This window comes from Pseudoalteromonas sp. PS1M3, from assembly GCF_016865405.1.
GTDB classification, from domain to species: domain Bacteria; phylum Pseudomonadota; class Gammaproteobacteria; order Enterobacterales; family Alteromonadaceae; genus Pseudoalteromonas; species Pseudoalteromonas marina.
Window position 1 is genome coordinate 3,346,541 of the sequence record NZ_AP022624.1, and the last position, 26,603, is coordinate 3,373,143.

Consider the following 26,603-nt stretch of genomic DNA (forward strand, 5'->3'; position numbering starts at 1 on the left):
CAAGCATTAATTATTAAGTGCTTGGCTTTTTTTCAATTAAAAATTACTCGTTATTTTTTTACGGCAAAAACACCTTCAAACTCAGCAACTACGTTGTCACCATCATAAATGATTACCGGTACCACATAACTTGTTTTACCATCGGCTTCTAAATCGCTTAATTTGCCTTTACACGCTTGTAAATCTACACAACCGCGCGGATCTGTATTGAGTGGTTTCAGGTACTTAATACTCGCATCGGCTAAAACTATGCTACCTTCAAGTCCCGCTTCTTTGAGCGCCAAATACGTTGCACCCCAGCCAGTTAATGTCGCTAAACTATAAATAGAACCAGCAAACATGGTGTTATGTAAATTTAAATTAGCGTCTAAATCAGCGCTGGTTGTAAATTGCCAATCGGTGTAACTTTCTACTTTAATGCCCATTGCATCACTAATAGGAATTGATTCTCGCCAGATATTTTGCAGTACCTGAGTCCAATTTGGATGGCGGAACCAACCCGGCTCACTCGGTTTTTGCTTAACCATTTTATAATGCTGTACGTCACCATATGCCAAGTGCGCTTTTTCTTTTAATTCGTACCCATGACGCTTATAAAATTCAAGCGCTCGCTCACGTGCAAATAACACCAGCTCATCGGCATTTTGTGTCCACGCTATTTTTTCTAAATCGTGTAACAGGCGACTACCAATATGCTGATTTCGGTTACCTTCAGCCACAGCCATATAACGAACCTGAGCTTGCTCGTGGTTATTAAAATGTAATCGAGCCACACCTAATACATCACCCTCTTTATTTTTTATAAAGCGGTGTTCAGCGTCTTGTTCTAAATCATCTTGTTCAGAACCTCTTGGTTCCCCCCAAGGAGCGCGTAAAACCTGCCAGCGTAATTGATAATAAGCTTGCCAATCTTCGCTACTTTGTGGGGTACTTACCTGAAACATACTTACTCCTGTTGCTGTAAAAGCCGCATGTAAAAATTTAAAAAGGCCTCAACCTATTGATGGCAAATACCATACTCCATCTTAACAAAACTGCAAATACGACTTTGGTGAAGCTTTTAAAATACGTAAAAAATTAATGACAGATCCCATTGCGCTTTACTAAAGCTGGTTTATGCTAAATAACATGACCACATACATTGATGCCTCAACAGGCCTAATTAACAGTCATTTTATTGAAAACAGCCAAAATGAAGGAACGCTACTTTATTGGCAAAACGTAAATGGCGATCACATTCAAGTTCGCGAGCATGGTAATTTACGCTGGCTATTAATAAACAACACATTGCAATCCATTATCGACGTCAATAATCCACAAACACTGTTGTTTCCTCACTTGCAATATTTAGCAGCGCAATGGCAAACACTGCCACCACCTAATAACGTGCTTGAACTTGGATTGGGCGGTGGGGCTATTCGTAACTATTTACTTAAGCAACACCCTCAAGTAAATATAACGTCAGTTGAAAAAAATGCAGGCATATTGGCATGTTATTCGCAGTTTTTTGCATTAAGCAGTAACGAAAATTTACTATGCGATGATGCACAGGTGGTACTTACTTCAGCGCGTAATATAGATTGGGTTATATTAGATTTATTCTGCCAGATAGATGCGCCCCGATTTTTATTTGAGCACGCATTTTATGAAAAAATTCACGCTGCACTTAACACTACCGGCAAACTATTTATTAACTTTTTATCGCAACATAACTCACAGTTAAAACAGCTCCAAAAGCTATTATTCGATGTATTTGGTTATACAGTATACCCTCATAAAATTTCAGGTTACGTTAACCATATAGTGATCATTAGTAAACAACACCCTAAACAGATAAGTTAAACGTAACCGGTCCATCGTTACATAAACTCACTTGCATATCAGCACCAAACTCACCGGTTGCAACACTAATACCTTGCGCTTTAGCTTGATCAACAAAGTACTCGTAAAGCGCGTTAGCTTGGCTTGGGGTCGCTGCAGATGAAAAGCTCGGACGCATTCCTTTTTTAGTATTTGCGGCTAACGTAAATTGCGAAACAACTAATAATTCACCACCCATGTCTTTTAAACTTAAATTCATTTTATCGTTTTCGTCGGTAAAAATTCGGTAATTACTTACTTTATGTAGAAGCTTATCAGCTGCCTCATTATCGTCTGCCTTTTCAACACCTAACAAAAGTAAAATACCTTGCTCTATTTGCCCAATTACCTGGTTGTCAACTTCTACCTTTGCGTGTTTTACGCGCTGTATTAGCCCTTGCATTTAACTTATATCCTTTGATTTAGGTTCTTCTTCCAGTTCTATTTCTGGGGTATCCTCAATATCATTTGGGCTAATACACGCCGTAAATTCGGCGCCCAAAAGTACAACTACCCACGCTAAATACACCCACACAAATAAAATAGGAATTGTTGCTACCGCACCGTAAATAACCTCATATGAAGGAAAGTGGCTAATATAAAGTGCAAACCCTTTTTTTGTTAGCTCAAATAAAAGTGCAGCAAACAATGCCCCTGGCACAGCGGCTCTAAACGATACGCGTGTATTTGGCACTAAGGTATAAAGCATGATGAAGCCCATCATCGAAATTCCATAGGGAAGTAATTTTAATAAAAATCCACTAAACCCCGGAATACCTTGATCAGCAAACGATACTAACGACACAATGTATGAAGTTACACCAATACTTGCGCCCAGTAATACAGGGCCTAAACTCAAGACCATCCAATACACTGCAAATGAAATCATCATTGGGCGCTTTTTCTTAATACGCCAAATGCGATTAAGTGTTGCATCTACATTGCGTATTAAAAGTAATGCAACAGCGGCTAAAAAACCTATACCCACTGCAGTCATTTGATTGGCATTGCCTGCAAAGGAGCTAATATGCTCTCTGATCACATCCGTAGAGGTCGGCACAAAGTTAGTAAACAAAAAACTTTCTATTTCCATACGAGTCGATTCAAACCCCGGAAACGCTGAAAATATTGCAACCCCTACAGCGATAAGCGGTATTAATGAAAGCAGAGTTACGTAAGCAAGGTAACCAGCATTGACTGTAATTTGATCGTCTATACAACGATTAATATATTGCATCCACCAACCGGGTTGCTGGCGCATAAAGGACTTAACTTGCTGTTTGTAATGGGAGAGCTTATCATTCATACAATTGACTTGTGCTTATCGAGTTTTGATTATCATAACAATCAGCACCGGAATTTACAGCACTTACACGTAAATAGGGAATCAAATGAAAAAACAAACACTGTTAAGCGCATCAATACTTGCCCTAACGTTAGCATTATCTGGGTGTCAATCAGCTTACTATTCTGCAATGGAAAAAGTAGGTGTTCACAAACGTGACATTCTTATTGACCGCGTAGAAGAAACCAAAGAGTCACAAGAAGAATCTCAAGAAGAGTTTCAGTCAGCGCTTGAGCGTTTAACTACACTAATTAATTTTGATGGCGGTGAGCTCCAAGATGCTTACAATCAACTAAATGACGATTACGAATCAAGCCTTAAAGCCGCAGACGACGTTACTACCAATATCAATAAAGTAGAAGATGTTGCTGAAGCCTTGTTTGACGAGTGGAGCGATGAATTAGAACAGTACAAAAGCGCTTCGTTAAAACGCGAAAGCAGTAAAAAACTTAATGCCACTAAGCGCCAATTTGATCAGCTTCTTCGTTCAATGCGCAGTGCTGAAAGTAAAATGGAACCAGTACTATCATCACTAAAAGATAACGTTTTGTACTTAAAGCATAATTTAAATGCACAGGCAGTTGCTGCTATAAAAGGTGAATTTACTAACCTTAAACGCGACATTCAGATACTGATGAACGACATGAACAAGTCAATCGCCGATTCAAATAAGTTTATTGAGCAAATGAACAAAGCCTAATAATGCTATTTTTATAACAGCTCTAAAAGCCTGTTAATTTTAACGGGCTTTTTTGTGATTATTTTTTGTTACGATTAACACATTGTTTAATAAATAGCTTTTGATAAGCTTAAACTTCTTTAAAACAATAGCAACAGTCGAAATGAAATTACATACTCTGTGCTTACTTATTACCTCAAGCTTCTTAGCCGCCTGCAGCGCAAACACTGTAAATGTAATTGCTGGGCAAGACAGCATAACGCCAATTCATGAATCAGGTGAGCGTGAAGGGCGTTATCACAACCTTTATGTGAGCGATAAAACCTATCCGGTTACTTGTGAAGCTGACTGCTACCCACAACACCCGAATGTAATATGCGAAACCACTGCTGAAAATTGCACATTTAACGCTGAGCAATTAAAGCCACAGCTAAACCTTGGCTTTAATATACGCTGGTTAGGCCATGCTGGCTTTATGATCCAAACACCAAATGGACAGCATGTAGTGTTCGACCCCGTAAAAGAGCAGTTTGACTCACCCGTTGATTTAGCATTTAAGCTTGCCTCTGGGTTTTATAGACAACCTGGTGATTGGCTTACTCAAAGCGAACTTAAAAACCTAGATGCCGTTATATATTCGCACATTCATTACGATCATTTTAATAAATCAGACATAGAAGAAATAGGTAATCAACCTCGCTACTTAGCACCATTAGGCATGGCAGATAACTTTCCAAACGCAGGACTTAATATTAGCGAAATGGCGTGGTATGCAAAAACTAAAATTGATGATTTAACCATTCATGCACTACCAGCGCATCACTTTAGCAGCCGTGTATTAGTACCCTTTATTTACGAAGACAACGATAAAGACTTATGGAATGGCTGGCTACTTGAACAAAATGGCAGTACCTTATTTTTTGCAGGCGACACTGGCTACTCCAAACACTTTAGCGATATTCAGCAAAAGTATGGCGATATTGATGTGTGCTTAATGCCGATAGCCTCTTACTACAGCGAAGATAATCCCAAGTGGTATCGTTATGTCCATACAACCCCAGAAGATGCTCTTAAGGCCGCACACGAGCTTAACTGTAAAGTCATGATACCGTGGGGGTACGGTAACTCATCATGGAAAATGGGCGACCGAAGTAGTCATTCGGCTTTACTACGTTTATTACACATGCATGAAACAATGAAATCACCCGTGCCGCTTTATATTTTAAATGAAGGTGAAAGTATTAAATTTTAAATTGCCCACCAGCTGAAATACATCAACATAATTCGTAATAACCCTCTAGCTGAACTATCTTTAATTAACTAAGCAATGTGGGGTTATTATGTTTCTAGTACGACTCATTTACGCAAGCAAAATTTCAGACGGCTTTGGCCCAAAAGATATAGAAAGTATTTTACAAAGTGCTCGTACCTATAATGTAAAAACACATGTTACCGGCATGCTTTGCTTTAGTAACGAATACTTTTTACAGTGCCTTGAAGGCTCCAGAACCGCAGTAAATAATACCTATCAACAAATATTAAACGACAAACGTCACCACAATGTAATTATGCTTAACTATACCCAAATTCCAGAAAGAGAATTTGAAAAGTGGTCTATGGGTTATGTTCCACAATCTAGAGTAACCGAATCACTGAATCTGAAATTTTCAGGCTCTGTTGATTTTAATCCATTTAAAATGTCTGGCGAAAGTGCCCACTTATTAATGCTAGCGTTAAAAGGCTGCATTACAGGTGCTATTAGTTAAAATGCGCATGTATTATTGTTTTTAATGTTAACTTAAGCCAAGCTAAGCCAACTTTAATTAATGGAACAATTAATGAAAAAAGTACTCTTAGCCACGAGCATAGTGATCAGCAGCCAAATAATGGCAGCAGACGTTAAATACACATCAACCCCTATTAGCATTGATGGCGTATCTGAAAGCGCATGGGATGAGGCTGCTTGGCACGATATGCCACATTTAATGGATGGTACATTGCCTTCAAACGAAGCCGATTTTAAAGGCCGCTATCGCTTATTGTGGGATGAAAAATTCTTATACTTACAAGCCGATATTGTAGATGACGTTTTAATAGATACACACCCAAACCCTACCTATAAATATTGGGATGACGATGCCCTTGAAATATTTATAGATAGCGATGCATCGGGCGGGATTCACCAATTTAACCACACTGCTTTAGCGTACCACATTGGCCTTGATAACCAAGCTGCCGATTACGGCCCTGATAAAAAAGCGCACTTGTATACCGACCACTTAGTTAGCAACTGGAAACGCAATACCACTGCACCCTATAACATTACTTGGGAAGTTGCGATAAAACTCTACCCGAATGATTATCAACAAGGCGCAAAAAATACACCGCTTAAATTAACAGAAAAACAAGTTATTGGCTTTATGCTCGCGTATTGCGATAACGATGGCAGTGAAACACGCGAGCACTTTATGGGGTCACACGAAGTACAGCCAGTGAACGGTGACAGAAACCGAGGATTTATAGACGCAGATGTATTTGGCAAAATCACCTTACTACCAAAAAAGTGATGTAAGTTAGCGTATAGGTTGGGCGCAGCGAAACACAACAAAAAAACCAACAAAATAGAGGCTTTGAACTATCAGTTGTTTTAGCGCTTGCTCTTTTACTTCTCGTTCTCTTTTCTTTCTACAAAAATTTTTAAGTGAATTTTTCACAAAGAGGACAAAAGGCGCTGCGCTTTTAGAGCTCAATATTGATAACTAAAAACTGAAAGCTTCTCTTGCTTTAAAAACAAAAAAGCCGCTGTATTTTGCAATACAGCGGCTTTTGAAATCATTTTTCTAAATTAATAGGCTATTACTTAGGAGCACGACCCGCACGTTTACGCTCATTTTCAGTTAAATGACGCTTACGAATACGAATGTTCTCAGGTGTAACTTCTACTAACTCATCATCAGCAATAAACTCAAGCGCTTGCTCAAGTGAATAGTTCAGATGTGGTGTCAATGTTTGTGCTTCATCTGTACCAGATGCACGAACGTTAGTAAGTTGCTTACCTTTAAGCGCGTTAACTGTTAGGTCGTTATCACGGCTATGAATACCAATAACCATACCTTCATAAACTTCAACACCGTGACCGATGAATAAACGGCCGCGCTCTTGTAAGTTAAATAATGCGTTAGTAAGTGCTTTACCTGTTGCGTTTGCAATCATTACGCCGTTCTTACGAACACCTAGCTCGCCACCTTTGTGCGGACCGTAGTGATCGAACGTATGGTAAAGTAAACCAGAACCCGAAGTAAGTGTCATGAACTCAGTTTGGAAACCGATTAAGCCACGGCTTGGGATCATAAAGTCCATACGCATACGGCCTTTACCATCTGGTGCCATGTCAGTAAGTTCACCCTTACGAAGACCAATTTGCTCCATGATAGAACCTTGGTGCTCTTCTTCACAGTCAATCGTTAGTGTTTCATACGGTTCTTCTAACACGCCATCAACAGTTCGCAGGATTACTTCTGGACGAGATACAGCAAGCTCATAACCTTCACGACGCATGTTCTCGATTAAGATACCTAGGTGTAATTCACCACGACCTGATACGCGGAAGCTATCTGGGTTGTCAGTATCTGCAACACGAAGTGCTACGTTGTGTACTAATTCTTTGTCTAAACGCTCACGAATATTACGTGATGTTACAAACTTACCTTCTTTACCACAGAACGGTGAGTTGTTTACAGAGAACGTCATTGTAACTGTTGGCTCATCAACACTTAGTGGTGGTAATGCTTCAACGTTGTTAGGACAACAAAGCGTATCAGAAATCTTAAGCTCACCTAAACCTGTTACAGTAACGATGTTACCAGCATAAGCTTTATCAGTGTCGATACGCTCAAGGCCTAAGTAGCTTTGTACTGAACCAATTTTACCGTTACGAGTCGTGCCGTCAGCGCCAATAACTGTAACTTGTTGGTTAGTCGCAACAGAACCACGTTTAATACGACCAATACCGATTACACCTTTATACGAGTTGTAATCAAGCTGAGAGATTTGCATTTGGAAGTCACCTTCAGGATCTGCATCCGGTGGTGATACTTCGTCAACGATCATCTTGAACATAGGTTCCATGTTGTCTGATGGCTCGTCTAAATCTAATGTTGCCCAGCCGTTGATAGCTGATGCGTAGATTACTTTAAAGTCTAACTGTTCATCAGTTGCACCAAGGTTATCGAATAAATCAAAGATTTGATCCATAACCCAATCTGGGCGTGCACCTGGCTTATCAATTTTATTGATAACGACGATTGGCTTTAAGCCTTGCGCGAATGCCTTTTGCGTTACGAAACGCGTTTGTGGCATTGGACCTTCTTGAGCATCAACAAGTAATAATACTGAGTCAGCCATCGAAAGTACGCGTTCAACTTCACCACCGAAATCGGCGTGTCCCGGGGTATCTACGATATTGATATGGTAATCATTCCAAGAGATAGCTGTGTTTTTAGCTAAAATGGTAATACCACGTTCTTTCTCAATGTCGTTTGAGTCCATCACGCGCTCTTCGTTACCGCCGCGTGTTTCTAATGTACCTGATTGCTCAAGTAGTTTGTCAACCAGAGTTGTTTTACCGTGGTCAACGTGCGCGATAATCGCTATATTTCTTAACTGTTCGATGCTCATATATTTACTCAGAGAAATTAAATTCTCAATGATCCTGCAAGATCTACGCACTCATCTGCGTTTTCACGAGATGTCCAAGCATAGGATTTAAAAGGGCGCATATTATCCCTCATTAATGACATGGATGAAAGTTTATCCAATACAAATTTCAAAACTTTCTCAATACTTTTACTAAGTATCTGTTTTATATATGACAATTATATGAAATAAATTGTCATTATTTTTTCAAAAATGCAGTTTACACTATTTATACGATATTTTTGGCACTCTTTTGCATTTAGGTTATGCTGATTTCGAGCGATTAAATTAACAACAAATTATAGTGCACATAACCTGCACCAAAGTGGACTTTAACCGCACCATAGTGGTGCTATTTTATGCCCCACATTGTAGCAACTAAGTTTTTTTAACCTATAAACATAGAGTTATAAAAATGGCACAAAATCAGCTTAATAAATCCCAAAGCAATTATGCAGCAATAATAAAACCCAATAGTTGGAGGACACATGTCACAATCGGTTTTAGATTTTATTAAAGAAAATGACGTTAAGTTCATTGATTTACGCTTTACTGATACAAAGGGTAAAGAGCAACATGTATCTATTCCTCATCACCAAGTTGATGAAGATTTTTTCGAAGACGGTAAAATGTTCGACGGTTCTTCAATTGCTGGTTGGAAAGGCATAAACGAATCAGATATGGTTTTAATGCCTGTTGCTGAATCAGTAAAACTTGACCCTTTCACTGAAGAAACAACATTAATCGTACGTTGTGACGTTGTAGAGCCTTCTACACTTCAAGGCTACGAGCGTGACCCGCGTTCTGTTGCAAAACGTGCTGAAGATTACATGCGCTCTACAGGTATTGCTGATACCGTATTATTTGGCCCAGAGCCAGAGTTCTTCCTTTTTGACGATGTTAAATACAAATCAGACATGTCTGGTTCAATGTACAAAGTTGACGCTGTAGAAGCGGCATGGAACTCAGATAAAGATTATGAAGGCGGTAACACTGGTCACCGTCCAGGTGTTAAAGGCGGTTACTTCCCTTGTTCACCTGTAGATTCTTCACAAGATTGGCGTTCAGCTACGTGTTTAGTACTTGAAGAGCTAGGTCAAGTAGTAGAAGCACATCACCACGAAGTAGCAACAGCAGGCCAAAACGAAATTGCTACGCGTTTTAACAGCATGGTTTTAAAAGCAGATGAAATCCAAGAAATGAAATATGTTATTCATAACATGGCTCATTTGTACGGAAAAACAGCTACATTCATGCCTAAGCCAATTGTTGGTGATAACGGTTCTGGTATGCACTGTCACCAATCTTTAGCAAAAGACGGTGTTAACCTTTTTGCTGGTGATAAGTACGGTGGTCTTTCTGAAGAAGCGCTTTACTACATTGGCGGTATTATCAAGCATGCTAAAGCTATTAACGCATTTGCTAACGCATCAACTAACTCGTACAAACGTTTAGTACCAGGCTTTGAAGCGCCAGTAATGCTTGCATACTCTGCACGTAACCGTTCTGCTTCAATCCGTATTCCAGTGGTACCATCTGCGAAAGGTCGTCGTATCGAAGTACGCTTCCCAGATCCAACAGCTAACCCATACCTTGCTTTCTCAGCAATGCTTATGGCTGGTCTTGACGGTATCAAAAACAAGATCCACCCTGGCGATGCAATGGATAAAGATTTATACGACTTACCAGCAGAAGAAGCAGCAGAAATTCCACAAGTTGCATCTTCACTTGGTGAAGCACTAGATGCATTAAGTGCTGACCGCGAGTTCTTAACTCAAGGTGGTGTTTTCACTGACGACCTAATCGATGCTTACATTGCACTTAAAGGCCAAGAAGTTGAAAAACTTAACATGACAACTCACCCAGTTGAGTTCGAAATGTACTACAGCTGTTAATGTGACACTGTAAAAGAATGTGTGTTCTCAAGCCCGCTTAGCGGGCTTTTTTAATGGTAAATTAAATCAAACTCCACTAAAGTTAAGCAATCATAAAAATTGCAGGGTAGCAGTGTGAATAGTAAGATTTTATTGCTAATGATTACTTTAGGATTAAGTAATTATGGTTATGCGGGTGAAAAAAGAATTTACGCTTGGAAAGATCAAAACGGCGTTTTAGTGTTTTCAGATACACCGCGTAAAGGTGCTACAGAGGTAAAACTCTCTAGCCAGAGCTTAACTATGCCCGCTAAAGAGATAGCGACTCTCAGCAGCCAATCCCATACTAAAAAAACAGGGTTTGGTATTGCCATTACGTCACCTGAGCACAATCAAACCATTCATGAAAATACCGGCACAATATACGTCACCAGCCGCGTAATGCCGAGCTTTAAAGCAGGCTATACCATTCAATTGCTTGTTAATGGAGAAGCAAACGGCCCTGCAATAAATAACTCAGTATTTGCAATTGCTGATGTTGAAGCCGGTGAACATATGCTTCAAGTAAGACTGTTTAACGAGAAAAACCAAATTATCGCTGTGAGCGAGCCACGTATATTTAATATGCGCAGAAAAGGCAAAATCCATAGCAATTAAAGCGAAACTTAATACTTAGGCGCAGCAGCTCATTTAAGATAAAACCTGGCCTGTAAACACCTGCGCACTAAAATGGTGCAAACATGATTAATAACAAAAATTTTAGCCCCGAACTGCTTGATGCCATATGGCAAAATCAAACAACGGCAGTTATGCTTCTCGATAAAAATTTTACCGTTTTTTATGCCAATACCAGTACCAGTGAGTTACTTGGGCTTGCCACTAAACGCTTACTCGAACAGCCCTTTGATACCCTTTTTAATTACCATTCAATTGACTTAAAACGCATCGCGCAGTTTTCATTAATTGATGGCGTTGATTGCCAACAACACAGAGCTGACGTAGTCTTTAGCGATTCTCGCCATGCCAAAGTAAGTGTTAATTCAAGGCGAATTAACTTTAAAGGTACTGCGTATATTTTATTAGAATGTCGTCAAACAGACGATGAAATAAAGCACGATCAAGCTTCAAATCAAATGCATCAATACCAAGCAGCACGTAACTTAATAAGAGGCTTGGCACACGAAATTAAAAATCCTTTAGGTGGAATTCGCGGAGCGGCGCAATTATTGCAATATGAGGTTGATCAGCAAGAAAGAAATCAATGCGCTGAGCTCATCATTGAGCAAGCAGACAGATTACGTGAACTAGTAGATAGACTTTTAGGGCCTAACCAACTGCCACAAAAATCTTACGTTAATATACACCAAGCGTTAGAGTCGGTAGTGAAGTTAAGCACACTCGATAATTGTTCAAATATCGAATTAAAAAAAGATTACGATCCTAGTATCCCTAATGTGTTTATTGATCAGAGTAAAATACAACAAGTGGTTTTAAATATTGTTCGTAATGCTCAGCAGGCGCTTACTGAGGGTGGTGAGATAAAAATAAAAACGCGTATTAATCATCAACACCGTCGTCCAGGTAAGGCACCTAAAAAAGCCTTGTTGATCCAAATATCTGATAACGGACCAGGCATAGATCACAGCATACGTGAAACCTTGTTCTACCCTATGATCACCAACAAAGAAGGTGGCTCAGGGCTTGGACTCTCGATTGCACAGACGCTCATTGATCAGCACGATGGCTATATTGAATGTGATAGCTGGCCTGGACATACTGAATTTAATATCTATCTGCCCTTTGCAGATTAATGTTTGGAGTTGCCATGAAAACAGTTTGGCTTGTAGATGATGATGCATCAATTCGTTTTGTACTTGAAAAAGCACTTGAACGCTCTGGTTTTAATGTAGAAAGCTTTGCCAACGCGCAAGATGTACTTAATGCATTGAAGTTTAGTCAACCTACTGTTTTAGTATCGGATGTGAAAATGCCCGGTATGGATGGCATGGCCCTACTTGAACTCATCGCAGAACAAAACCCTGGCTTGCCAGTAATAATAATGACTGCGCACTCAGACCTAGATTCAGCAGTGAACGCCTTTCAAAAAGGGGCATTTGAGTACTTAGCTAAACCATTCGATTTAAATGAAGCCGTTGCACTTGTTGAAAGCGCATTTAGAGCAAATTCCACAAAAAAAACCAAACGTAAGCAAACGCCCCCTAAAAGTGCTCATATCATTGGTGAAGCACCCGCTATGCAAGAGGTCTTTAGAGCAATAGGTAAACTTTCAGCATCTAGCATGAGTGTTTTGATTAATGGTGAGTCGGGCACAGGTAAAGAGCTCGTTGCAAGTGCACTTCACAATCACAGCCCGCGTAAAGAAAACCAATTTATTGCCCTTAATATGGCTGCTATACCTAAAGAATTAGTCGAGTCTGAGCTGTTTGGCCATGAAAAAGGCGCGTTCACCGGTGCAGATACCGTGCGAAAAGGTCGATTTGAACAAGCCAATGGCGGCACTTTATTTTTAGATGAAATTGGCGATATGCCTTTAGATGTGCAAACACGCTTACTTCGCGTACTTGCCGACGGAGAGTTTTACCGTGTTGGTGGTCATCAAAGTATAAAAGTTGATGTACGCATTATTGCCGCAACACATCAAAACTTAGAAGACTTAGTTAAACAAGGTAAGTTTAGGGACGATTTATTCCATCGCTTAAATGTAGTACGCCTTCATTTACCTGCTTTACGTGAACGCACCGAAGATATTGAACGCTTAGCGCAACACTTTTTACATAAAAGCGCTAAAGATCTGCAAGTAGAAAGCAAAGTATTGAGCCCTAAAGCAACCGAGCAACTTCGTTTATTTAACTGGCCAGGCAATGTTCGCCAGCTTGAAAACACTTGTCGTTGGTTAACGGTTATGGCACCAGGCGAGCTTGTTACAGAGCAAGATTTGCCCCCTGAAATTATTGAAGTAACACCAATACAAGAGGAAGGTGATTGGCTGGATGCTTTTCAGCAATGGCTTAATAATGAACTAAAACAAGGTAAAGAAAATATTTGGCCAGACATACAGGCACAACTAGAAACACGCTTAATTAAAACAGCACTTGCTAATTGTTCGGGTCACAAACAAGATGCCGCCATAAAAATAGGCTGGGGTCGCAATACATTGACCCGAAAATTAAAAGAGCGCAATATTAGCTAACAATGTGCATTAAATTTTGATATCGAATGAAATTAATCGAACACATTCCATTGTTCAAACAAATGGAAATAATTAACAGGCTACATTTTTTTAAGGAATTTACGCTTAACGAGCGTCAAATTTTATTAGAATCATATGGCCTATTGTATTTAGTTGGCCAGCACCAATTTTTGTTTAAACAGTTCGATAACGATAAACGATTGTATATTGTACTTAGCGGCGCACTTTTAGTATTTAAGCATAATCACTTACTTGAACTGGGCACAATAGAGCCTGGCGAATTTATAGGTGAAGGCGCATTTATAAATAACAGAGAGCGCAGTACAAGTGCTCGCGCTAAAACCGACACCATAGTCCTTGCCATCACTCCCGAAGCACTCACTCAGTTACCCAATGTCATTCGAGAAAAAATTAAAGACCGTATTATTGAAGGTATGAGTGAACGAATAACTAAGCTCAGTGACTATATAGAAAATCACGGTTAGCTCAGTCCATATAAACAACCTGCAATGAGCAATCGAGCCAGCTAGGATTATTAACATGGGCTGTAAACGTGTAAGTATCTGATGGCTTATCGCCAAAGGGCGTATTTATAAGTGGCTGCGAGTGACGATAAGTTTGCGAATAATTTTTGTAATAAATGACAACGTAACCATATAAAAACTCCCAACCCAACCTCACAACTGCGCCACTGGGTAACGTGAAATCAGCGTATTCTTTGGTAAAGGTAACGATTAAATCATTGTACTTATCTTCACTGCATTGAGTTGCTCGTAACTGTTTAGGCATTACAAAAGCAGCATTTGCAGCCGTATTTTTTAAATAAAAACCTATATTGCCATCACCATAAAAATGGTTTGAGCGACTTGTATAATTAACTTGTGGCTCATACCCGAGCGCTTGCATTATGGACGCAAGCTGCTCTGTCTCTTTGGAATAAATTTTATCGCTTGATAAAAGCAATGTAGCTTCACCAAAATCTGATGGGATTTCTAACGTTACATATTCATAGGGAAGAGTTTGTGCCTTTAACGCCGCATCAAGCTGGTTACGTTGTTCATCTTGCAAGTTTTCACTAAAAACATAAACGGTGGGTTGCTGGCATGCAACTAACATACATGCCAATACACAAATTAAAAATCCTTTTTTCATAGTCACCTCAGTTGATTACGCTTGTAGTCTATTAGAGGTATTGCTTTATCGCAACTTAATTTATTTGGTTATCTAACCAAGCATCTACACTTTTACGCGTATATAACACTTCTTTGAATAAGCGGTGACGTTCAAATTCCAAAACGCTTTTTTTGTTAGTGTTGCCACTGAGTAACTGGCTGTGTGTATCGTTAAATTTTGAAATAACCGAAAACCCGCGTTCGGGTTTTTGGTCGTGCTTTTTTATTGATCTACTAAGGTGTTCCCTAACGTCATCGGCAGTTAACATGTCTGAATGATTTAAGCCCATTAGCTCTTTTCTCATTGCTAATCTTACGCCCATTTTTTACTCCATGATTCTATGTATTCTAAATTCGACACTGCTTTAGCAATTAGTAAGCCACTTAAAACATGACTCGCCGGAGCTTAACTAATAAATACTTCAGTTTTTTTAAAATGAGTCATTTTTTAAAAAATAACTAATACGTAAATTTGAATGATTTGGTTTGGTGCATAATTGGCCCTATGCCTTTATACTACAGCCTATGCAAGCCTCCACCGAGAGTAACAATGAACGAAGAATACATAGAAATTGAACTAGAAGAAGAGCCGATAGAGCTCTGTAAATTATTAAAAGTACTTAATTTAGTTGAAGGTGGCGGCCAAGCTAAAAACCTAATCGCCGAAGGCTATGTGGGTGTTAACCATGAAATTTGTACAATAAAGCGGAAAAAATTATACAGTGGTGATGTACTGGAATTTGATGGCGAGCTTTTTCAACTCACCCTGAGTGAAGATGCAACCCCAGCGCAAAGAGCAAGTGAACAAACACCGGTTGAACCTAAACAAAACATTACACCACCTGAAAGCCAACCAGCAAAAAGTAAACGTAAGCGCACTAAAAAGCCAAAGGTAGATGAAAAAACAGGGCGTCGTCCTATTTCATTTGGGTAATCTTACAAATCGCATTATAAAAAAGCCAACTTGTATAGTTGGCTTTTTTGCTCTTTAATAACCTTGTTAATAATAATAAAAAATAAGGTTACACATGTCATCTCACACACCTAAAAACTGGTTTAGACCTGCCGCTTGGGCTGCTCTTATATGGAATTTATTGGGCGTTATAGCATTCATTATGCACATAATGACAAGCCCAGATATGATCAGTAAACTACCATTAGATCAACAAGCTGCATATTCAAATACCCCACTATGGGCCACCATTGCTTTCGCCGTTGCCGTTTTTGGTGGTGCTTTAGGCTGCATTTTTTTACTTGCTAAAAAATCGCTGGCAACACCTACTTTTGCTTTATCGCTCGGCGCGATAATCATGCAGCAATACTACAACTTTTTTATAATTGATAGCGTTGCCTTGCTAGGAATAAGCTCGGTTGTAATGCCACTTATGGTGGTTTTTATTGCCTTAGCGCTTATTTATTTAAGTATAAAAGGGAAACAACAAGGCTGGCTAAACTAACTGAATAGGCCAGCTGAACAACGTGCTTTTTCGTTGTCATAGATGGTTTATTGAACTCATAATTTAACACCTTACTTCCTATTATAGCTGCACATAAATGCAGCTATTTAATACTCATTTATCATGGTATGCACTTTGCAACTGCCAAATTACAGAGGTTACTTTTCAAAAAATTTAATTAGTTAAGAAGGGGCAAAATAATGAAAAATAGTTTCGATACCCAACATGAGCTCACAATTAATGGTGAGCAATATAATATTCATTCTCTGAAAGGGCTTGGCGACAAAGCAAAACGACTCCCCTTCTCCTTAAAAGTCTTGCTAGAAAATTTGCTGCGCAACGAAGACGGCGAAAACATCAAAGAACAAGACATTAATGCGCTATTAAATTGGGACCCAAAAGCAAAACCATCATCTGAAGTTGCATTTACCCCTGCACGAGTGGTAATGCAAGACTTTACTGGCGTACCTGCCATTGTCGATTTAGCTGCAATGCGAGATGCAATGGAAAAGCTCGGCGGAGATCCTGCAAAAATAAACCCACTGTCACCGGCCGAACTCGTAATAGACCATTCAGTACAAGTTGACGGCTATGGAAATGATGGTGCCTTTGATTTAAATGCGAAACTTGAATACGACCGAAATAAAGAACGCTACGAATTTTTACGTTGGGGCCAAACGGCATTTGATAACTTAAAAGTGGTACCACCCGCAACCGGCATTGTTCACCAAGTTAATTTAGAATACCTTGCTCGCGTTATTTTTAACGAAGATAGCAATGGTAAAAAGTTTGCCTACCCCGATACACTGGTTGGTACTGACTCGCACACAACCATGATTAATGGCTTAGGCGTACTTGGCTGGGGTGTAGGCGGCATTGAGGCTGAAGCTGCAATGCTTGGCCAGCCAATTAGCTTACTGATTCCACAGGTAGTTGGCATGAAACTTAATGGCCGATTACCAGAAGGCACAACAGCAACTGATTTAGTGCTCACGGTAACTGAAATTTTGCGTAACCACGGCGTGGTGGGTAAATTTGTAGAATTTTATGGCGATGGCCTTGCAGATCTCCCCCTTGCAGATAGAGCAACCATTGCTAACATGGCACCTGAATATGGTGCTACATGTGGTATTTTTCCAATTGATGACGAAACGATTAATTATTTACGTCTTACCAACCGTGATGAAGACCAACTAAAGCTTATTGAAGATTATGCAAAACACCAAGGCTTGTGGCGTAACGATGGCGACGAAGCTCGCTATACCGATACCCTGGAACTAAAGCTCGATGATGTTGTACCAAGCCTTGCAGGCCCAAAACGCCCACAAGATAGAATAGCGCTTAACAAAGCCGGCGAGGAAATCTCTCAGCACCTAAAAGGTTTTCAAGAAGAGCGTATAGCACATCGCGATAAAAGTGATGACGAGCAATCGCGTATCGAAAGCGAAGGCCCCACAACCAACCCTGATGAACCTGTAAACGAAGCACAATTTATGGGGGCGGCAAAAGTTAACTATAAAGGCCAAGAGTTTGAACTTAACGACGGTGCATGCGTTATTGCAGCTATAACAAGCTGTACCAACACGTCTAATCCAAGTGTTATTTTAGCAGCAGGCCTTGTGGCTAAAAAAGCAAAACAACTAGGTATTAACGTTAAACCTTGGGTTAAAACATCACTGGCACCTGGCTCAAAAGTAGTTACCGACTACTTAGAGAAAGCGGGGTTAATGGACGACTTAGAAAGCCTAGGTTTTAATTTAGTAGGTTACGGTTGTACTACATGTATAGGCAACTCAGGACCGCTGGCTGATGAAATCTCACAAGCTATTCAAAAACACAAGCTGGTAGTCAGCTCTATCTTATCGGGCAATCGAAATTTTGAAGGGCGTATACACCAAGATGTTAAAATGAACTTTTTAGCTTCTCCTCCTTTGGTTGTTGCCTACGCAATTGCAGGTAGAACAGACATAGATGTTTATAACGAGCCCCTTGCACAAGATGAAAACGGTAACGATATTTACCTTAAAAACATTTGGCCAAGTGTGAAAGAGGTTAGCGACTTAGTAAAAGAAACGGTTACCAAAGAGATGTTTGCAACAAGCTACGCCAATGTTTATGAAGGCGATAGCCGCTGGCAACAAATTCAAATACCTGATGGTAAGTTGTATGATTGGAACGACGCATCTACCTATATTAAAAAAGCACCATTTTTTGATGGCATGACCGTAGAGCCACCGGGTATTCCTACTATTGAAAGGGCTCGCTGTTTAGCCAAGCTAGGAGACTCAGTAACAACCGATCACATCTCTCCTGCTGGCGCGATTAAAGCGGATGCACCTGCTGGTCTTTATCTACAAGAGCACAATGTAGAAAAAGCACAGTTTAATTCTTACGGCTCTCGCCGAGGTAACCATGAAGTAATGATGCGTGGCACCTTTGCTAACGTGCGACTAAAAAACTTGTTAGCACCGGGCACAGAAGGCGGTGTAACACGCACGCAACCAGACAATAGCTTAGAAAGTATTTACGATGCGGCCATGGCATATCAAAAAAATGATACACCGCTTATTATTTTAGCCGGAAAAGAATATGGTACTGGCTCGTCACGCGATTGGGCTGCAAAAGGTTCATTGTTGCTAGGCGTGAAAGCTGTTTTTGCACAAAGCTATGAACGTATTCACCGCTCTAACTTAATTGGAATGGGTGTACTGCCATTACAATTTAAAGAGGGTGAAAGCTATGAGTCGCATGGTTTAACTGGCCAAGAAGAGTTTGATATTCAAGGTCTGTACGATAAAACCGACGAGGTTACACTGATAGCAACCGATGCCGAAGGCAAAAAAACAAGCGTAAAAGCCGATGTACGTATTGATACTCCTAAGGAGTGGGATTACTACAAGCATGGCGGTATTTTACAATATGTACTGCGTAACATGCTTAACTAAGCTGCGTAGTGAATGACTCATAGGCCTTATGGTTACAACCATGAGGCCTTTTTTATAACTGCCTTATTATTGCGCTGCATCAATATACAAAACACATAGCCTATTACACTGGCACCATAACCAGTGGAGGCATTATGTCGCATGTAACGATTATTAGAGTACTTAAAACATCTATTGTACTTGGCATATGCCTTATAATTACAGGCCATACACTTATCATATCTAATGGGTTTAATGAGAAATTTGGTATTAACGGCATTATTGCATCCGCAGCCTGCATCGCTGTAGGTATACTATTGTCACTACCCACCAAAATATATTTAACCATTTTACTAATGGAAGCTGAAAAACGTTATATCCGCTCTCATACTAATGAATAGCGCTTAAAGTACACTTAAGTTATTAATTTCTTTATTACGTTTTTCTAATTTTTTTTCGATGTTTTCTGCATCTTCAAACAGCTTTTTAATCGATTCAGGATTTAATATTGAAGGGGTTTGCGTATTAGCTGACATCTCACTAGTACTAGACTCTAAGTTTAAAATAGAAGTATCTTCTGCACCAATCACGGTTATATCCTCAGGGTTGAGGGTTAACTCTATGCTTTTACCATGAGGGTTAGGGCTATCTGAATAATGCCATTGGCCTGTTTCATCTTGCCACTTATAAATAGTACTTGAAGACGTAATCGTTGAGCTATCGCTTGAAATACTACTCGTCACTTTATCGCCAGCCTCGTGAATGCCTTTTACAGCTTGATTTAGCGTATTGGTTGATAACGCAACCATTTGCTCTTTAATTTGCTGGGTTTCTTTGCTGATAGTTGAACCTGAAAGCCAAGTTTGGCCGTCTGGCTTTTTTAAATAAAATAATGATATGACAGCAATTACCATCACTGATATTGCTAAATAGGTAAAGTATTTCATAGCGTTCCTGCTTTGTTTGTTCCTTTAATATAATATTAGTGAATAAAGCACTCACTGGCAATTTTATTATCTAAATTTAGATAATAAAAAACGCAGCCTAAGCTGCGTTTAATTGCGGTTAAATAAAGCGTTAAGGTACTAAATACCATCACCATCCATATGAAGACCGCATTCACGGTTTAAACCAAAAAAGCGGGTTTCTTCTTCAGTCATGCCCGGCTCTAGTTTGCGCGTAGTGTGTACATCGCCCATTGATACATACCCTTGCTCCCATAATGGGTGATAAGGTAAGTCATGCTTAGTTAGGTATTGATATACATCGCGGTTTGACCATTCAATAATCGGGTACACTTTTACCGTGCCACGGCTTATTTCTACAAACTGCTTATCTGCACGAGTAGAAGATTGATCGCGACGTAAACCACTAAACCAGGTACCCGCTTCAATTTCTTTTAAAGCGCGAGTCATTGGCTCAACTTTATTAAGCTGATTATATTGCTTAATACCGTCCTCACCTTGCTCCCATAACTTTCCAAACTTAGCTTCTTGCCATGCTGGGCTCAGCTGCGCCTTGTACACTTTTAAATTAAGTGACAAACGCTCGCTCATTTGCTCAATAAACTGGTACGTCTCAGGGAACAAATAACCAGTGTCTGTTAATACAACAGGAATGTCTGGGCGTTGGGTTGTCATTAAATGCAACATCACCGCAGCTTGAATCCCAAAGCTTGACGATAGAAACGCGGTATCGGGTAAATTTTCAAGCGCCCACGCAACACGTTGCTCTGCGCTCATATTTGCTAATACACCATTAGCATCAGCTAACATAGCCGCTTGGCTTTGTTTATCTAGCTGTAATATATTTTTAAATTCACTCATGGAAAATTCCAAGCCTCACCAGCGCCAAGCGCTGGTATCTAATTATGCGTGAAAATCGGTTACTGATACTTTTACTTCAGCAACAATGCCTTTGCGAATTACAAAGTCACCAAAACATTCACCGTCGTTTCGCTCACTTGCCCACTGGCCAATTAGCTTATCAAACGCGTCTAGGTAAACATCTTCACCTACGTTTTCTAGGTACAGTTTAGGAATGCGTGTACCTTCTAAATTACCGCCTAAGTAAACGTTGTATTTACCAGGGCCTTTACCTACTAAACCAGCTTCTGCAAGCATTGCGCGGCCACAACCGTTAGGACAACCTACAACACGCATAATAATGCTGTCATCAGGTATGCCATGCTTAGCAAGTAGTGCTTCGGTTTTTTCAATTAAGCTTGGTAAGTAACGCTCAGCTTCGGCCATAGCAAGCGGACACGTTGGCAATGCTACACACGCCATTGAGTTTTTACGTTGCTCAGTGTCTTTGTCATCAATTAGGCCGTGGTTACGGGCAATTTCTTCAATGACTGCTTTTTGATCGGCAGGCACACCAGCAATAATTAAGTTTTGGTTAGCCGTCATGCGCATATCGCCTTGGTGCACTTCTGCAATTTTACGACAGCCTGTTTTTAATGGCTTACCTGGGTAGTCTAAAATACGGCCACTTTGTATAAATAGCGTAAGGTGGTGCTTGCCATCAATGCCTTCTACCCAACCGATACGATCGCCACGGTGAGTAAACTCATAAGGGCGGCTTGGTGCAAAGCTTACACCGGCACGTTTTTCTACTTCCGCTTTAAATACGTCAGACCCAACACGGTCTAGTGTGTATTTAGTTTTTGCATTTTTACGGTTAGAACGGTTACCCCAATCGCGCTGCACTGATACAACGTGCTCAGCAATTTTTAAGGTGTCTTCTAGAGCAATAAAACCAAAGTCGTCAGCTTTACGCGGATACGTAGCCGTATCACCGTGGGTCATAGCTAGGCCACCACCTACAAGTACGTTAAAGCCAACAAGCTTGCCATCTTCAGCAATAGCAACAAAGTTTAAGTCATTCGCATGCACATCAACTTCGTTGTTAGGCGGAATAGTAACCGTGGTTTTAAACTTACGCGGTAAGTAGTTAGAACCTAAAATTGGCTCTTCTGTGGTTTCTGCCTTTTCGCCATTTAACCAAATTTCAGCGTATGCTTTCGTTTTTGGAAGTAAATGCTCAGAAATTTTTGCAGCCCACTCATACGCTTCTTGATGTAACTCTGACTCAACAGGGTTAGTCGTACATAGTACGTTACGGTTTACATCGCCTGCGGTGGCAATAGAGTCAATGCCAACGCTATTAAGCATTTGGTGCATGCCTTTAATATTTGGCTTTAATACACCATGAAATTGAAACGTTTGACGTGTTGTTAAACGAATACTGCCGTAGCTTGTTTTTTCATCGGCAAATTTATCAATTGCTAGCCATTGCTCAGGCTTGATAATACCGCCAGGCATACGTGCACGTAGCATTACGTTGTGCAGCGGCTCTAGCTTTTGCTTTGCGCGCTCAGGACGTATATCGCGATCATCTTGCTGATACATACCGTGAAAACGTATAAGTTGGAAGTTATCGGCTGTAAAACCACCGGTAATTTCATCTTTTAAGTCTTGCTCTATAGTGCCTCGTAAAAAGTTACTTTCTCTTTTCAAACGCTCGTTATCAGAAAGCTTTACGTTTTTATCTTGTTCGCTCATTTTAAATCCTAAATTTGTTACAGTGACGGCTGTTAGCTGTTAATAAAATAAGAAACGTGATTAATACACGTCTTTCTGATAGCGGTTTGCGCTACGCAGGTCTTTTAAATATTGCTCTGCGTCTTCATCATTTTTACCCGTATTTTCTTTAATGATATCAACCAATGCTTGATGTACATCTTTTGCCATGCGGTTTGCGTCTCCACATACATAAAAGTGAGCGCCAGCTTCTAACCACTCAAAAATGTCTTTTGAGTTTTTGCGAAGCTTATCTTGTACATAGATTTTTTCGGCTTGGTCACGGCTAAATGCCACATCGACTTTGCTCAATAAGCCCGATTTTAAATACCCCTGAATTTCAACTTGGTATAAAAAATCTTGTGTAAAATGAGGATTACCAAAAAACAACCAGTTTTTACCTTGTGCTTCTCGCGAGTCACGCTCTTGTAAAAATGCACGGAATGGCGCAATACCAGTACCCGGACCCACCATGATAATAGGTGTTTCATCGTTAGCCGGTAAACGGAAGTTGTCATTATGTTCGCTAAATACTTTTACTTTGCAGCCCTCTTCAGCACGACGCGCTAAATAACCAGAACAACCACCTAAGTGCTCGCTGTCAAAAGTATCAAACTCAACAAGTCCAACAGTTAAATGCACTTCGTCTTCAACTTCGCTTTGGCTAGACGCTATAGAATATAAACGAGCCTGAAGCTTACGTAAGCAATCAACTAATGTTTGTGCATCTAGTTTTGCTGGATTTTGACGAATAACATCAAATATTTGGCGTGGCTCAATGTAAGCACGCATTGCAGCTTTATCTTCTACAAGCTTTAAGAGCTCAGGCGTGCCTGTTGCTGTTGCGTATTTTTCAACAAAACCCGGATATGACTGCGTTAGCTCTAATTTTTCGATAAGCGCATCGCGCACGCTCAATTCTTCATTCGCAACTTTAACGCGACTAGAACCATCAATTTGGGTAAGTTCTAGCACTTCATCAACTAACGCCTCATCATTTAAAAAATATACACCCAGTGAATCACCCGGTGTGTAAGTGATATCAGAGCCTTCGAGCGAAATTTCTACATGGCGTACATCTTTTGTTGAATCACGCCCGGTAATTTTTTGAACGGCTAATAATTCGGCTTCAAATGGATTTTGCTTTGTGTACTGGCTAGCTGCAGGCGTTGGTGCACCAAAAGGCATAACCGCGGCTTGTGCACCTGCGTTACCCTGTTGCGCTTTTAAATCTGGTTCAAATGCATCCAGTGCGCCTTGAATCCATGTTGCAGCTTCTTCTTCGTAGTCAACATCTAAATCAGCGCGTTGGTAAACTGACTCAGCGCCTAACTTATTTAAACGCTCTTCAAAATCTTTTGCTGTTTGACAGAAAAACTCATAACTAGAATCGCCTAGACCAATGACAGCTATTTTAACACCGTCGAGTTTAGGGGCCTTTTTAGTGGCTAAAAATGCGTGCAACGTTTCGCCATCTTCAGGCGGTTCACCTTCACCGTAAGTCGATACAACAACGGTTAAAAACTTTTCTTTTTTCAGGGCCGTTGGTTTGTAATCAGACATACTCACTAATTTGGCTGATAAACCACGCGATTCAGCTTGCTCTTTCATTTGGGTTGCAACACCTTTTGCATTACCCGTTTGTGAGCCATATAAAATAGTTAATTCTGCTGCATCGCCCGTTACTGATGTGCCAGCCGTAGGCATACCAAGTGCTGAAGCATTTGCATTAGCTGCTAAGTAACCACTTACCCACGCTTGTTGTATTGGATTAAGCTCAGCCACTAAACCTTGCAGCTTTTGAACTTGCTCTTGCGATAGCGGGCTTGCCGCAGCATTTAGTTGACCTAACAACATGAATCGATTCCCCATAACCCTGAAAATTAAACACAACACACACCGTGTATTGTTAAAAATGAGTTTTTCCTCAGCCGATATAAGTTTGCTGAGGTTTTCTTACTGTGCAGGATAACGGGCTATCGACTTATCAAAAAAGAATAGAATCTGCTTTGATATTCCATTTAGTTATTAATTTTAAAAAACACCTAAAAAAACAGATTAAAGAGCGATTATTGCTTTTTATTAAATTTTAAATTAACAATTTTGTAACCTAAACAAAGTAATGTATATTATTCACTCATTATAAAAATAGGAACAATCATGTCACACGGGACATATAAAAATAAACTATTCGGAACAGCCTTATTACTTGGCACACTTCCGGTAATGGCAAATGTAGAAAATGGCAGTTTTGAGCAATGGTCAGGCAATACACCTGACGCGTGGAGCACAATAGATAGCGGTATTAGCCTATCGCGCTCAACAAACATTGTTAAAACAGGTAATAGTGCAGCAGCAGTTAATGTAACCACAGGCTCTCAGGCTAACACCGATTTATTACAACAAATAACGGTAGAAGCAGGAAAAACCTATGCGTTTTCAACTGATGTTTACCACACAGAAGGAAAAGTTAAAGCCCGTTTATTCGTAGATGGTTACCAAGGCTACTCCAATAATACGCAAACTAATCAATGGCAAACAATTAGCCATAGCTATACAGCAAGTAGCAATAAAACCATTAATGTTGGCCTACGCTTTTATGATGTCAGTGGCTTTGATGGCAATGAACTTGTCTATGTAGATAACTTTTTACCTACAAGTAACGACAGTAGCTCTGGGAGTTGCTCGGGCAATAGCCTCTCTTTTAGTTTGACGACAGATAATTATGGTAGCGAAACAAGCTGGGCTATTAATAATAACCAAGGTAATACAGTTGCAAGCGGTAGTGGCTATGCGTCTAATACACAATATAACGAAGCACTGTGTTTAGCTGATGGCGCCTATACCTTTACTATTAACGACAGCTACGGTGATGGTATCTGTTGTAGTTTTGGTAGTGGTAATTATGCACTCACTAGTGGTGGTTCAACCCTGGCAAGTGGCGCAGGCTTCAGCAAAGCTGAAAGTACTTCATTTTCGCTTGGCGGTGGCTCTGGTGGTACCCCCACAACACCAACAGGTTATTATGTTACAACACAAGGCCTAACCGGTTACGCATTAAAAACTGAGCTTTATAACATCATTAATAATCATAGTTCGCAGGGGTACTCTGCAATATGGAACTTTTATGATTCATCGGCTCGCGATACATACTTTGAAAACGATAATAGTATTTTAGATATGTACAGTGAAAAGCCAAATGGCAACGATAGCTACACATACACAGCCGTTAGCGATCAATGTGGCAATTACAGTGGCGAAGGTGGTTGTTACAACCGCGAGCATTCGTTCCCTAAAAGTTGGTTTGGCGGTACTAATGAGCCTATGAACTCAGATGTTCATCATATTTATGCAACCGATGGCTATGTAAACTCTAAACGCAGCAACTTTCCGTTTGGTGAAGTGGCAAGCGCCACGTTTACATCAACTAATGGCAGTAAGTTAGGCTCTGCAAGTAGTGCCATTAATTACACGGGCACAGTGTTTGAACCCATTGATGAGTTTAAAGGTGACTTTGCCCGTGCCTATTTTTACATGGCTACACGCTATGAAAATGTGATTGGGACGTGGCAAAATAATACCACTGCAAGTAATGCGGTTCTTAACGGCACCAGTTCGCAGGTATTTGAAAGCTGGGTTGTTGCTATGTTAATCAACTGGCATAACGCAGACCCTGTTAGCCAAATGGAAATAGATCGAAACCAAGCAGCATTTGAATTTCAAGGTAACCGTAATCCGTTTATCGACTACCCTGAATTTGTAGAAATGATTTGGTAGAAAATATAGCCTCAGCCAAGGCTGA

General features: G+C 40.2%; 25 protein-coding genes. 15 read left to right on the top strand and 10 right to left on the bottom strand.

Annotated elements, in window-relative coordinates; genetic code table 11:
- Nucleotides 1-50 precede the first annotated feature (50 nt).
- Entirely contained in the window at nucleotides 51-944 is an 894-nt protein-coding gene (locus PS1M3_RS15585; protein ID WP_008127021.1) for a bifunctional GNAT family N-acetyltransferase/hotdog fold thioesterase, read from the bottom strand.
- A 172-nt stretch (nucleotides 945-1,116) separates the two neighbouring features.
- Between PS1M3_RS15585 and PS1M3_RS15590 the strand changes: the two genes are divergently transcribed.
- Nucleotides 1,117-1,842, top strand: a complete 726-nt coding sequence (locus PS1M3_RS15590) for a spermidine synthase (protein ID WP_008127019.1) — start codon at nucleotides 1,117-1,119, stop codon at nucleotides 1,840-1,842.
- Here the strand turns inward: PS1M3_RS15590 and dtd are convergent.
- Entirely contained in the window at nucleotides 1,826-2,263 is a 438-nt protein-coding gene (dtd, locus tag PS1M3_RS15595) for a D-aminoacyl-tRNA deacylase (protein ID WP_008127017.1), read from the bottom strand. The two genes, PS1M3_RS15590 and dtd, sit on opposite strands and share 17 nt — an antisense overlap.
- Nucleotides 2,264-3,166 carry a virulence factor BrkB family protein gene (locus PS1M3_RS15600; RefSeq protein WP_008127015.1) on the bottom strand — a complete coding sequence of 301 codons (903 nt, stop codon included), beginning with the start codon at nucleotides 3,164-3,166 and terminating at the stop codon, nucleotides 2,264-2,266. It lies immediately after the preceding gene.
- An 85-nt stretch (nucleotides 3,167-3,251) separates the two neighbouring features.
- Between PS1M3_RS15600 and PS1M3_RS15605 the strand changes: the two genes are divergently transcribed.
- From PS1M3_RS15605 to PS1M3_RS15620, 4 genes are all read left to right on the top strand, one after another.
- Nucleotides 3,252-3,905 carry a DUF2959 domain-containing protein gene (locus PS1M3_RS15605; RefSeq protein ID WP_006791329.1) on the top strand — a complete coding sequence of 218 codons (654 nt, stop codon included), beginning with the start codon at nucleotides 3,252-3,254 and terminating at the stop codon, nucleotides 3,903-3,905.
- Nucleotides 3,906-4,047: 142 nt separating this feature from the next.
- Complete coding sequence (locus tag PS1M3_RS15610; RefSeq protein ID WP_008127012.1) at nucleotides 4,048-5,136, top strand: MBL fold metallo-hydrolase; 1,089 nt, start codon at nucleotides 4,048-4,050, stop codon at nucleotides 5,134-5,136.
- Between the two features lie 88 nt (nucleotides 5,137-5,224).
- On the top strand, nucleotides 5,225-5,650 hold the full coding sequence (locus PS1M3_RS15615; RefSeq protein ID WP_008127010.1) for a BLUF domain-containing protein: 426 nt from the start codon (nucleotides 5,225-5,227) through the stop codon (nucleotides 5,648-5,650).
- 72 nt (nucleotides 5,651-5,722) lie between these two features.
- Nucleotides 5,723-6,451 (top strand): CBM9 family sugar-binding protein, encoded by a 729-nt coding sequence (locus PS1M3_RS15620; protein ID WP_033024963.1) that lies wholly within the window; start codon nucleotides 5,723-5,725, stop codon nucleotides 6,449-6,451.
- 289 nt (nucleotides 6,452-6,740) lie between these two features.
- Here PS1M3_RS15620 and typA read toward each other — a convergent pair whose 3' ends face one another.
- Nucleotides 6,741-8,561: a translational GTPase TypA gene (gene typA / locus PS1M3_RS15625; RefSeq protein ID WP_006791334.1), complete on the bottom strand. Its 1,821-nt coding sequence runs from the start codon at nucleotides 8,559-8,561 to the stop codon at nucleotides 6,741-6,743.
- A gap of 506 nt (nucleotides 8,562-9,067) precedes the next feature.
- On the opposite strand from typA, the gene glnA reads away from it, so the two are divergent.
- From glnA to PS1M3_RS15650, 5 genes are all read left to right on the top strand, one after another.
- Complete coding sequence (gene glnA / locus PS1M3_RS15630) at nucleotides 9,068-10,474, top strand: glutamate--ammonia ligase (RefSeq protein ID WP_006791335.1); 1,407 nt, start codon at nucleotides 9,068-9,070, stop codon at nucleotides 10,472-10,474.
- A 114-nt stretch (nucleotides 10,475-10,588) separates the two neighbouring features.
- Nucleotides 10,589-11,110, top strand: coding sequence for a DUF4124 domain-containing protein (locus PS1M3_RS15635; RefSeq protein ID WP_279388986.1), 522 nt, complete (start codon nucleotides 10,589-10,591; stop codon nucleotides 11,108-11,110).
- 83 nt (nucleotides 11,111-11,193) lie between these two features.
- The gene (gene glnL / locus PS1M3_RS15640; protein WP_008127000.1) at nucleotides 11,194-12,264 is read left to right on the top strand and encodes a nitrogen regulation protein NR(II); all 1,071 of its coding nucleotides are present in this window, start codon (nucleotides 11,194-11,196) and stop codon (nucleotides 12,262-12,264) included.
- Nucleotides 12,265-12,278: 14 nt separating this feature from the next.
- Complete coding sequence (gene ntrC, locus PS1M3_RS15645; protein WP_138740538.1) at nucleotides 12,279-13,664, top strand: nitrogen regulation protein NR(I); 1,386 nt, start codon at nucleotides 12,279-12,281, stop codon at nucleotides 13,662-13,664.
- Between the two features lie 26 nt (nucleotides 13,665-13,690).
- On the top strand, nucleotides 13,691-14,149 hold the full coding sequence (locus PS1M3_RS15650) for a cyclic nucleotide-binding domain-containing protein (protein WP_006791339.1): 459 nt from the start codon (nucleotides 13,691-13,693) through the stop codon (nucleotides 14,147-14,149).
- A 1-nt stretch (nucleotide 14,150) separates the two neighbouring features.
- On the opposite strand, the gene PS1M3_RS15655 is transcribed toward PS1M3_RS15650, so the two are convergent.
- Complete coding sequence (locus tag PS1M3_RS15655; protein ID WP_138740537.1) at nucleotides 14,151-14,816, bottom strand: hypothetical protein; 666 nt, start codon at nucleotides 14,814-14,816, stop codon at nucleotides 14,151-14,153.
- Between the two features lie 55 nt (nucleotides 14,817-14,871).
- Entirely contained in the window at nucleotides 14,872-15,159 is a 288-nt protein-coding gene (locus PS1M3_RS15660) for a hypothetical protein (protein ID WP_138740536.1), read from the bottom strand.
- 227 nt (nucleotides 15,160-15,386) lie between these two features.
- On the opposite strand from PS1M3_RS15660, the gene PS1M3_RS15665 reads away from it, so the two are divergent.
- The 4 genes from PS1M3_RS15665 (at nucleotide 15,387) to PS1M3_RS15680 (ending at nucleotide 19,618) form a co-directional block, all read left to right on the top strand.
- On the top strand, nucleotides 15,387-15,770 hold the full coding sequence (locus PS1M3_RS15665; protein ID WP_203985391.1) for an RNA-binding S4 domain-containing protein: 384 nt from the start codon (nucleotides 15,387-15,389) through the stop codon (nucleotides 15,768-15,770).
- 94 nt (nucleotides 15,771-15,864) lie between these two features.
- Complete coding sequence (locus tag PS1M3_RS15670; RefSeq protein WP_138740534.1) at nucleotides 15,865-16,293, top strand: hypothetical protein; 429 nt, start codon at nucleotides 15,865-15,867, stop codon at nucleotides 16,291-16,293.
- Nucleotides 16,294-16,493: 200 nt separating this feature from the next.
- A complete protein-coding gene (gene acnA / locus PS1M3_RS15675) occupies nucleotides 16,494-19,238 on the top strand; it encodes an aconitate hydratase AcnA (protein WP_138740533.1) in 2,745 nt (914 codons plus the stop codon).
- A 134-nt stretch (nucleotides 19,239-19,372) separates the two neighbouring features.
- Nucleotides 19,373-19,618, top strand: coding sequence for a hypothetical protein (locus tag PS1M3_RS15680; RefSeq protein ID WP_138740532.1), 246 nt, complete (start codon nucleotides 19,373-19,375; stop codon nucleotides 19,616-19,618).
- Between the two features lie 3 nt (nucleotides 19,619-19,621).
- Here the strand turns inward: PS1M3_RS15680 and PS1M3_RS15685 are convergent, their stop codons facing one another.
- The 4 genes from PS1M3_RS15685 to PS1M3_RS15700 form a co-directional block, all read right to left on the bottom strand.
- Nucleotides 19,622-20,164 carry a DUF4124 domain-containing protein gene (locus PS1M3_RS15685; protein ID WP_138740531.1) on the bottom strand — a complete coding sequence of 181 codons (543 nt, stop codon included), beginning with the start codon at nucleotides 20,162-20,164 and terminating at the stop codon, nucleotides 19,622-19,624.
- 138 nt (nucleotides 20,165-20,302) lie between these two features.
- On the bottom strand, nucleotides 20,303-21,043 hold the full coding sequence (locus tag PS1M3_RS15690; RefSeq protein ID WP_006791348.1) for a phosphoadenylyl-sulfate reductase: 741 nt from the start codon (nucleotides 21,041-21,043) through the stop codon (nucleotides 20,303-20,305).
- Nucleotides 21,044-21,085: 42 nt separating this feature from the next.
- Nucleotides 21,086-22,783: an assimilatory sulfite reductase (NADPH) hemoprotein subunit gene (cysI, locus tag PS1M3_RS15695; protein WP_024031990.1), complete on the bottom strand. Its 1,698-nt coding sequence runs from the start codon at nucleotides 22,781-22,783 to the stop codon at nucleotides 21,086-21,088.
- Between the two features lie 60 nt (nucleotides 22,784-22,843).
- On the bottom strand, nucleotides 22,844-24,658 hold the full coding sequence (locus PS1M3_RS15700; RefSeq protein WP_138740530.1) for an assimilatory sulfite reductase (NADPH) flavoprotein subunit: 1,815 nt from the start codon (nucleotides 24,656-24,658) through the stop codon (nucleotides 22,844-22,846).
- Nucleotides 24,659-24,961: 303 nt separating this feature from the next.
- On the opposite strand from PS1M3_RS15700, the gene PS1M3_RS15705 reads away from it, so the two are divergent.
- Complete coding sequence (locus PS1M3_RS15705; RefSeq protein ID WP_138740529.1) at nucleotides 24,962-26,578, top strand: endonuclease; 1,617 nt, start codon at nucleotides 24,962-24,964, stop codon at nucleotides 26,576-26,578.
- Nucleotides 26,579-26,603: the final 25 nt, after the last annotated feature.

What these genes read in the sequence shown, in the direction of transcription:
- dtd (WP_008127017.1), bottom strand. Translation starts at nt 2,263, where the DNA reads ATGCAAGGGCTAATACAGCGCGTAAAACACGCAAAGGTAGAAGTTGAC.
- PS1M3_RS15620 (WP_033024963.1), top strand. Translation starts at nt 5,723, where the DNA reads ATGAAAAAAGTACTCTTAGCCACGAGCATAGTGATCAGCAGCCAAATA.
- acnA (WP_138740533.1), top strand. Translation starts at nt 16,494, where the DNA reads ATGAAAAATAGTTTCGATACCCAACATGAGCTCACAATTAATGGTGAG.
- ntrC (WP_138740538.1), top strand. Translation starts at nt 12,279, where the DNA reads ATGAAAACAGTTTGGCTTGTAGATGATGATGCATCAATTCGTTTTGTA.
- glnL (WP_008127000.1), top strand. Translation starts at nt 11,194, where the DNA reads ATGATTAATAACAAAAATTTTAGCCCCGAACTGCTTGATGCCATATGG.
- PS1M3_RS15690 (WP_006791348.1), bottom strand. Translation starts at nt 21,043, where the DNA reads ATGAGTGAATTTAAAAATATATTACAGCTAGATAAACAAAGCCAAGCG.
- PS1M3_RS15660 (WP_138740536.1), bottom strand. Translation starts at nt 15,159, where the DNA reads ATGGGCGTAAGATTAGCAATGAGAAAAGAGCTAATGGGCTTAAATCAT.
- PS1M3_RS15590 (WP_008127019.1), top strand. Translation starts at nt 1,117, where the DNA reads ATGCTAAATAACATGACCACATACATTGATGCCTCAACAGGCCTAATT.
- PS1M3_RS15665 (WP_203985391.1), top strand. Translation starts at nt 15,387, where the DNA reads ATGAACGAAGAATACATAGAAATTGAACTAGAAGAAGAGCCGATAGAG.
- PS1M3_RS15600 (WP_008127015.1), bottom strand. Translation starts at nt 3,166, where the DNA reads ATGAATGATAAGCTCTCCCATTACAAACAGCAAGTTAAGTCCTTTATG.
- PS1M3_RS15670 (WP_138740534.1), top strand. Translation starts at nt 15,865, where the DNA reads ATGTCATCTCACACACCTAAAAACTGGTTTAGACCTGCCGCTTGGGCT.
- PS1M3_RS15610 (WP_008127012.1), top strand. Translation starts at nt 4,048, where the DNA reads ATGAAATTACATACTCTGTGCTTACTTATTACCTCAAGCTTCTTAGCC.
- glnA (WP_006791335.1), top strand. Translation starts at nt 9,068, where the DNA reads ATGTCACAATCGGTTTTAGATTTTATTAAAGAAAATGACGTTAAGTTC.
- PS1M3_RS15615 (WP_008127010.1), top strand. Translation starts at nt 5,225, where the DNA reads ATGTTTCTAGTACGACTCATTTACGCAAGCAAAATTTCAGACGGCTTT.
- PS1M3_RS15705 (WP_138740529.1), top strand. Translation starts at nt 24,962, where the DNA reads ATGTCACACGGGACATATAAAAATAAACTATTCGGAACAGCCTTATTA.
- PS1M3_RS15585 (WP_008127021.1), bottom strand. Translation starts at nt 944, where the DNA reads ATGTTTCAGGTAAGTACCCCACAAAGTAGCGAAGATTGGCAAGCTTAT.
- cysI (WP_024031990.1), bottom strand. Translation starts at nt 22,783, where the DNA reads ATGAGCGAACAAGATAAAAACGTAAAGCTTTCTGATAACGAGCGTTTG.
- PS1M3_RS15650 (WP_006791339.1), top strand. Translation starts at nt 13,691, where the DNA reads ATGAAATTAATCGAACACATTCCATTGTTCAAACAAATGGAAATAATT.
- PS1M3_RS15685 (WP_138740531.1), bottom strand. Translation starts at nt 20,164, where the DNA reads ATGAAATACTTTACCTATTTAGCAATATCAGTGATGGTAATTGCTGTC.
- PS1M3_RS15605 (WP_006791329.1), top strand. Translation starts at nt 3,252, where the DNA reads ATGAAAAAACAAACACTGTTAAGCGCATCAATACTTGCCCTAACGTTA.
- PS1M3_RS15655 (WP_138740537.1), bottom strand. Translation starts at nt 14,816, where the DNA reads ATGAAAAAAGGATTTTTAATTTGTGTATTGGCATGTATGTTAGTTGCA.
- typA (WP_006791334.1), bottom strand. Translation starts at nt 8,561, where the DNA reads ATGAGCATCGAACAGTTAAGAAATATAGCGATTATCGCGCACGTTGAC.
- PS1M3_RS15680 (WP_138740532.1), top strand. Translation starts at nt 19,373, where the DNA reads ATGTCGCATGTAACGATTATTAGAGTACTTAAAACATCTATTGTACTT.
- PS1M3_RS15700 (WP_138740530.1), bottom strand. Translation starts at nt 24,658, where the DNA reads ATGTTGTTAGGTCAACTAAATGCTGCGGCAAGCCCGCTATCGCAAGAG.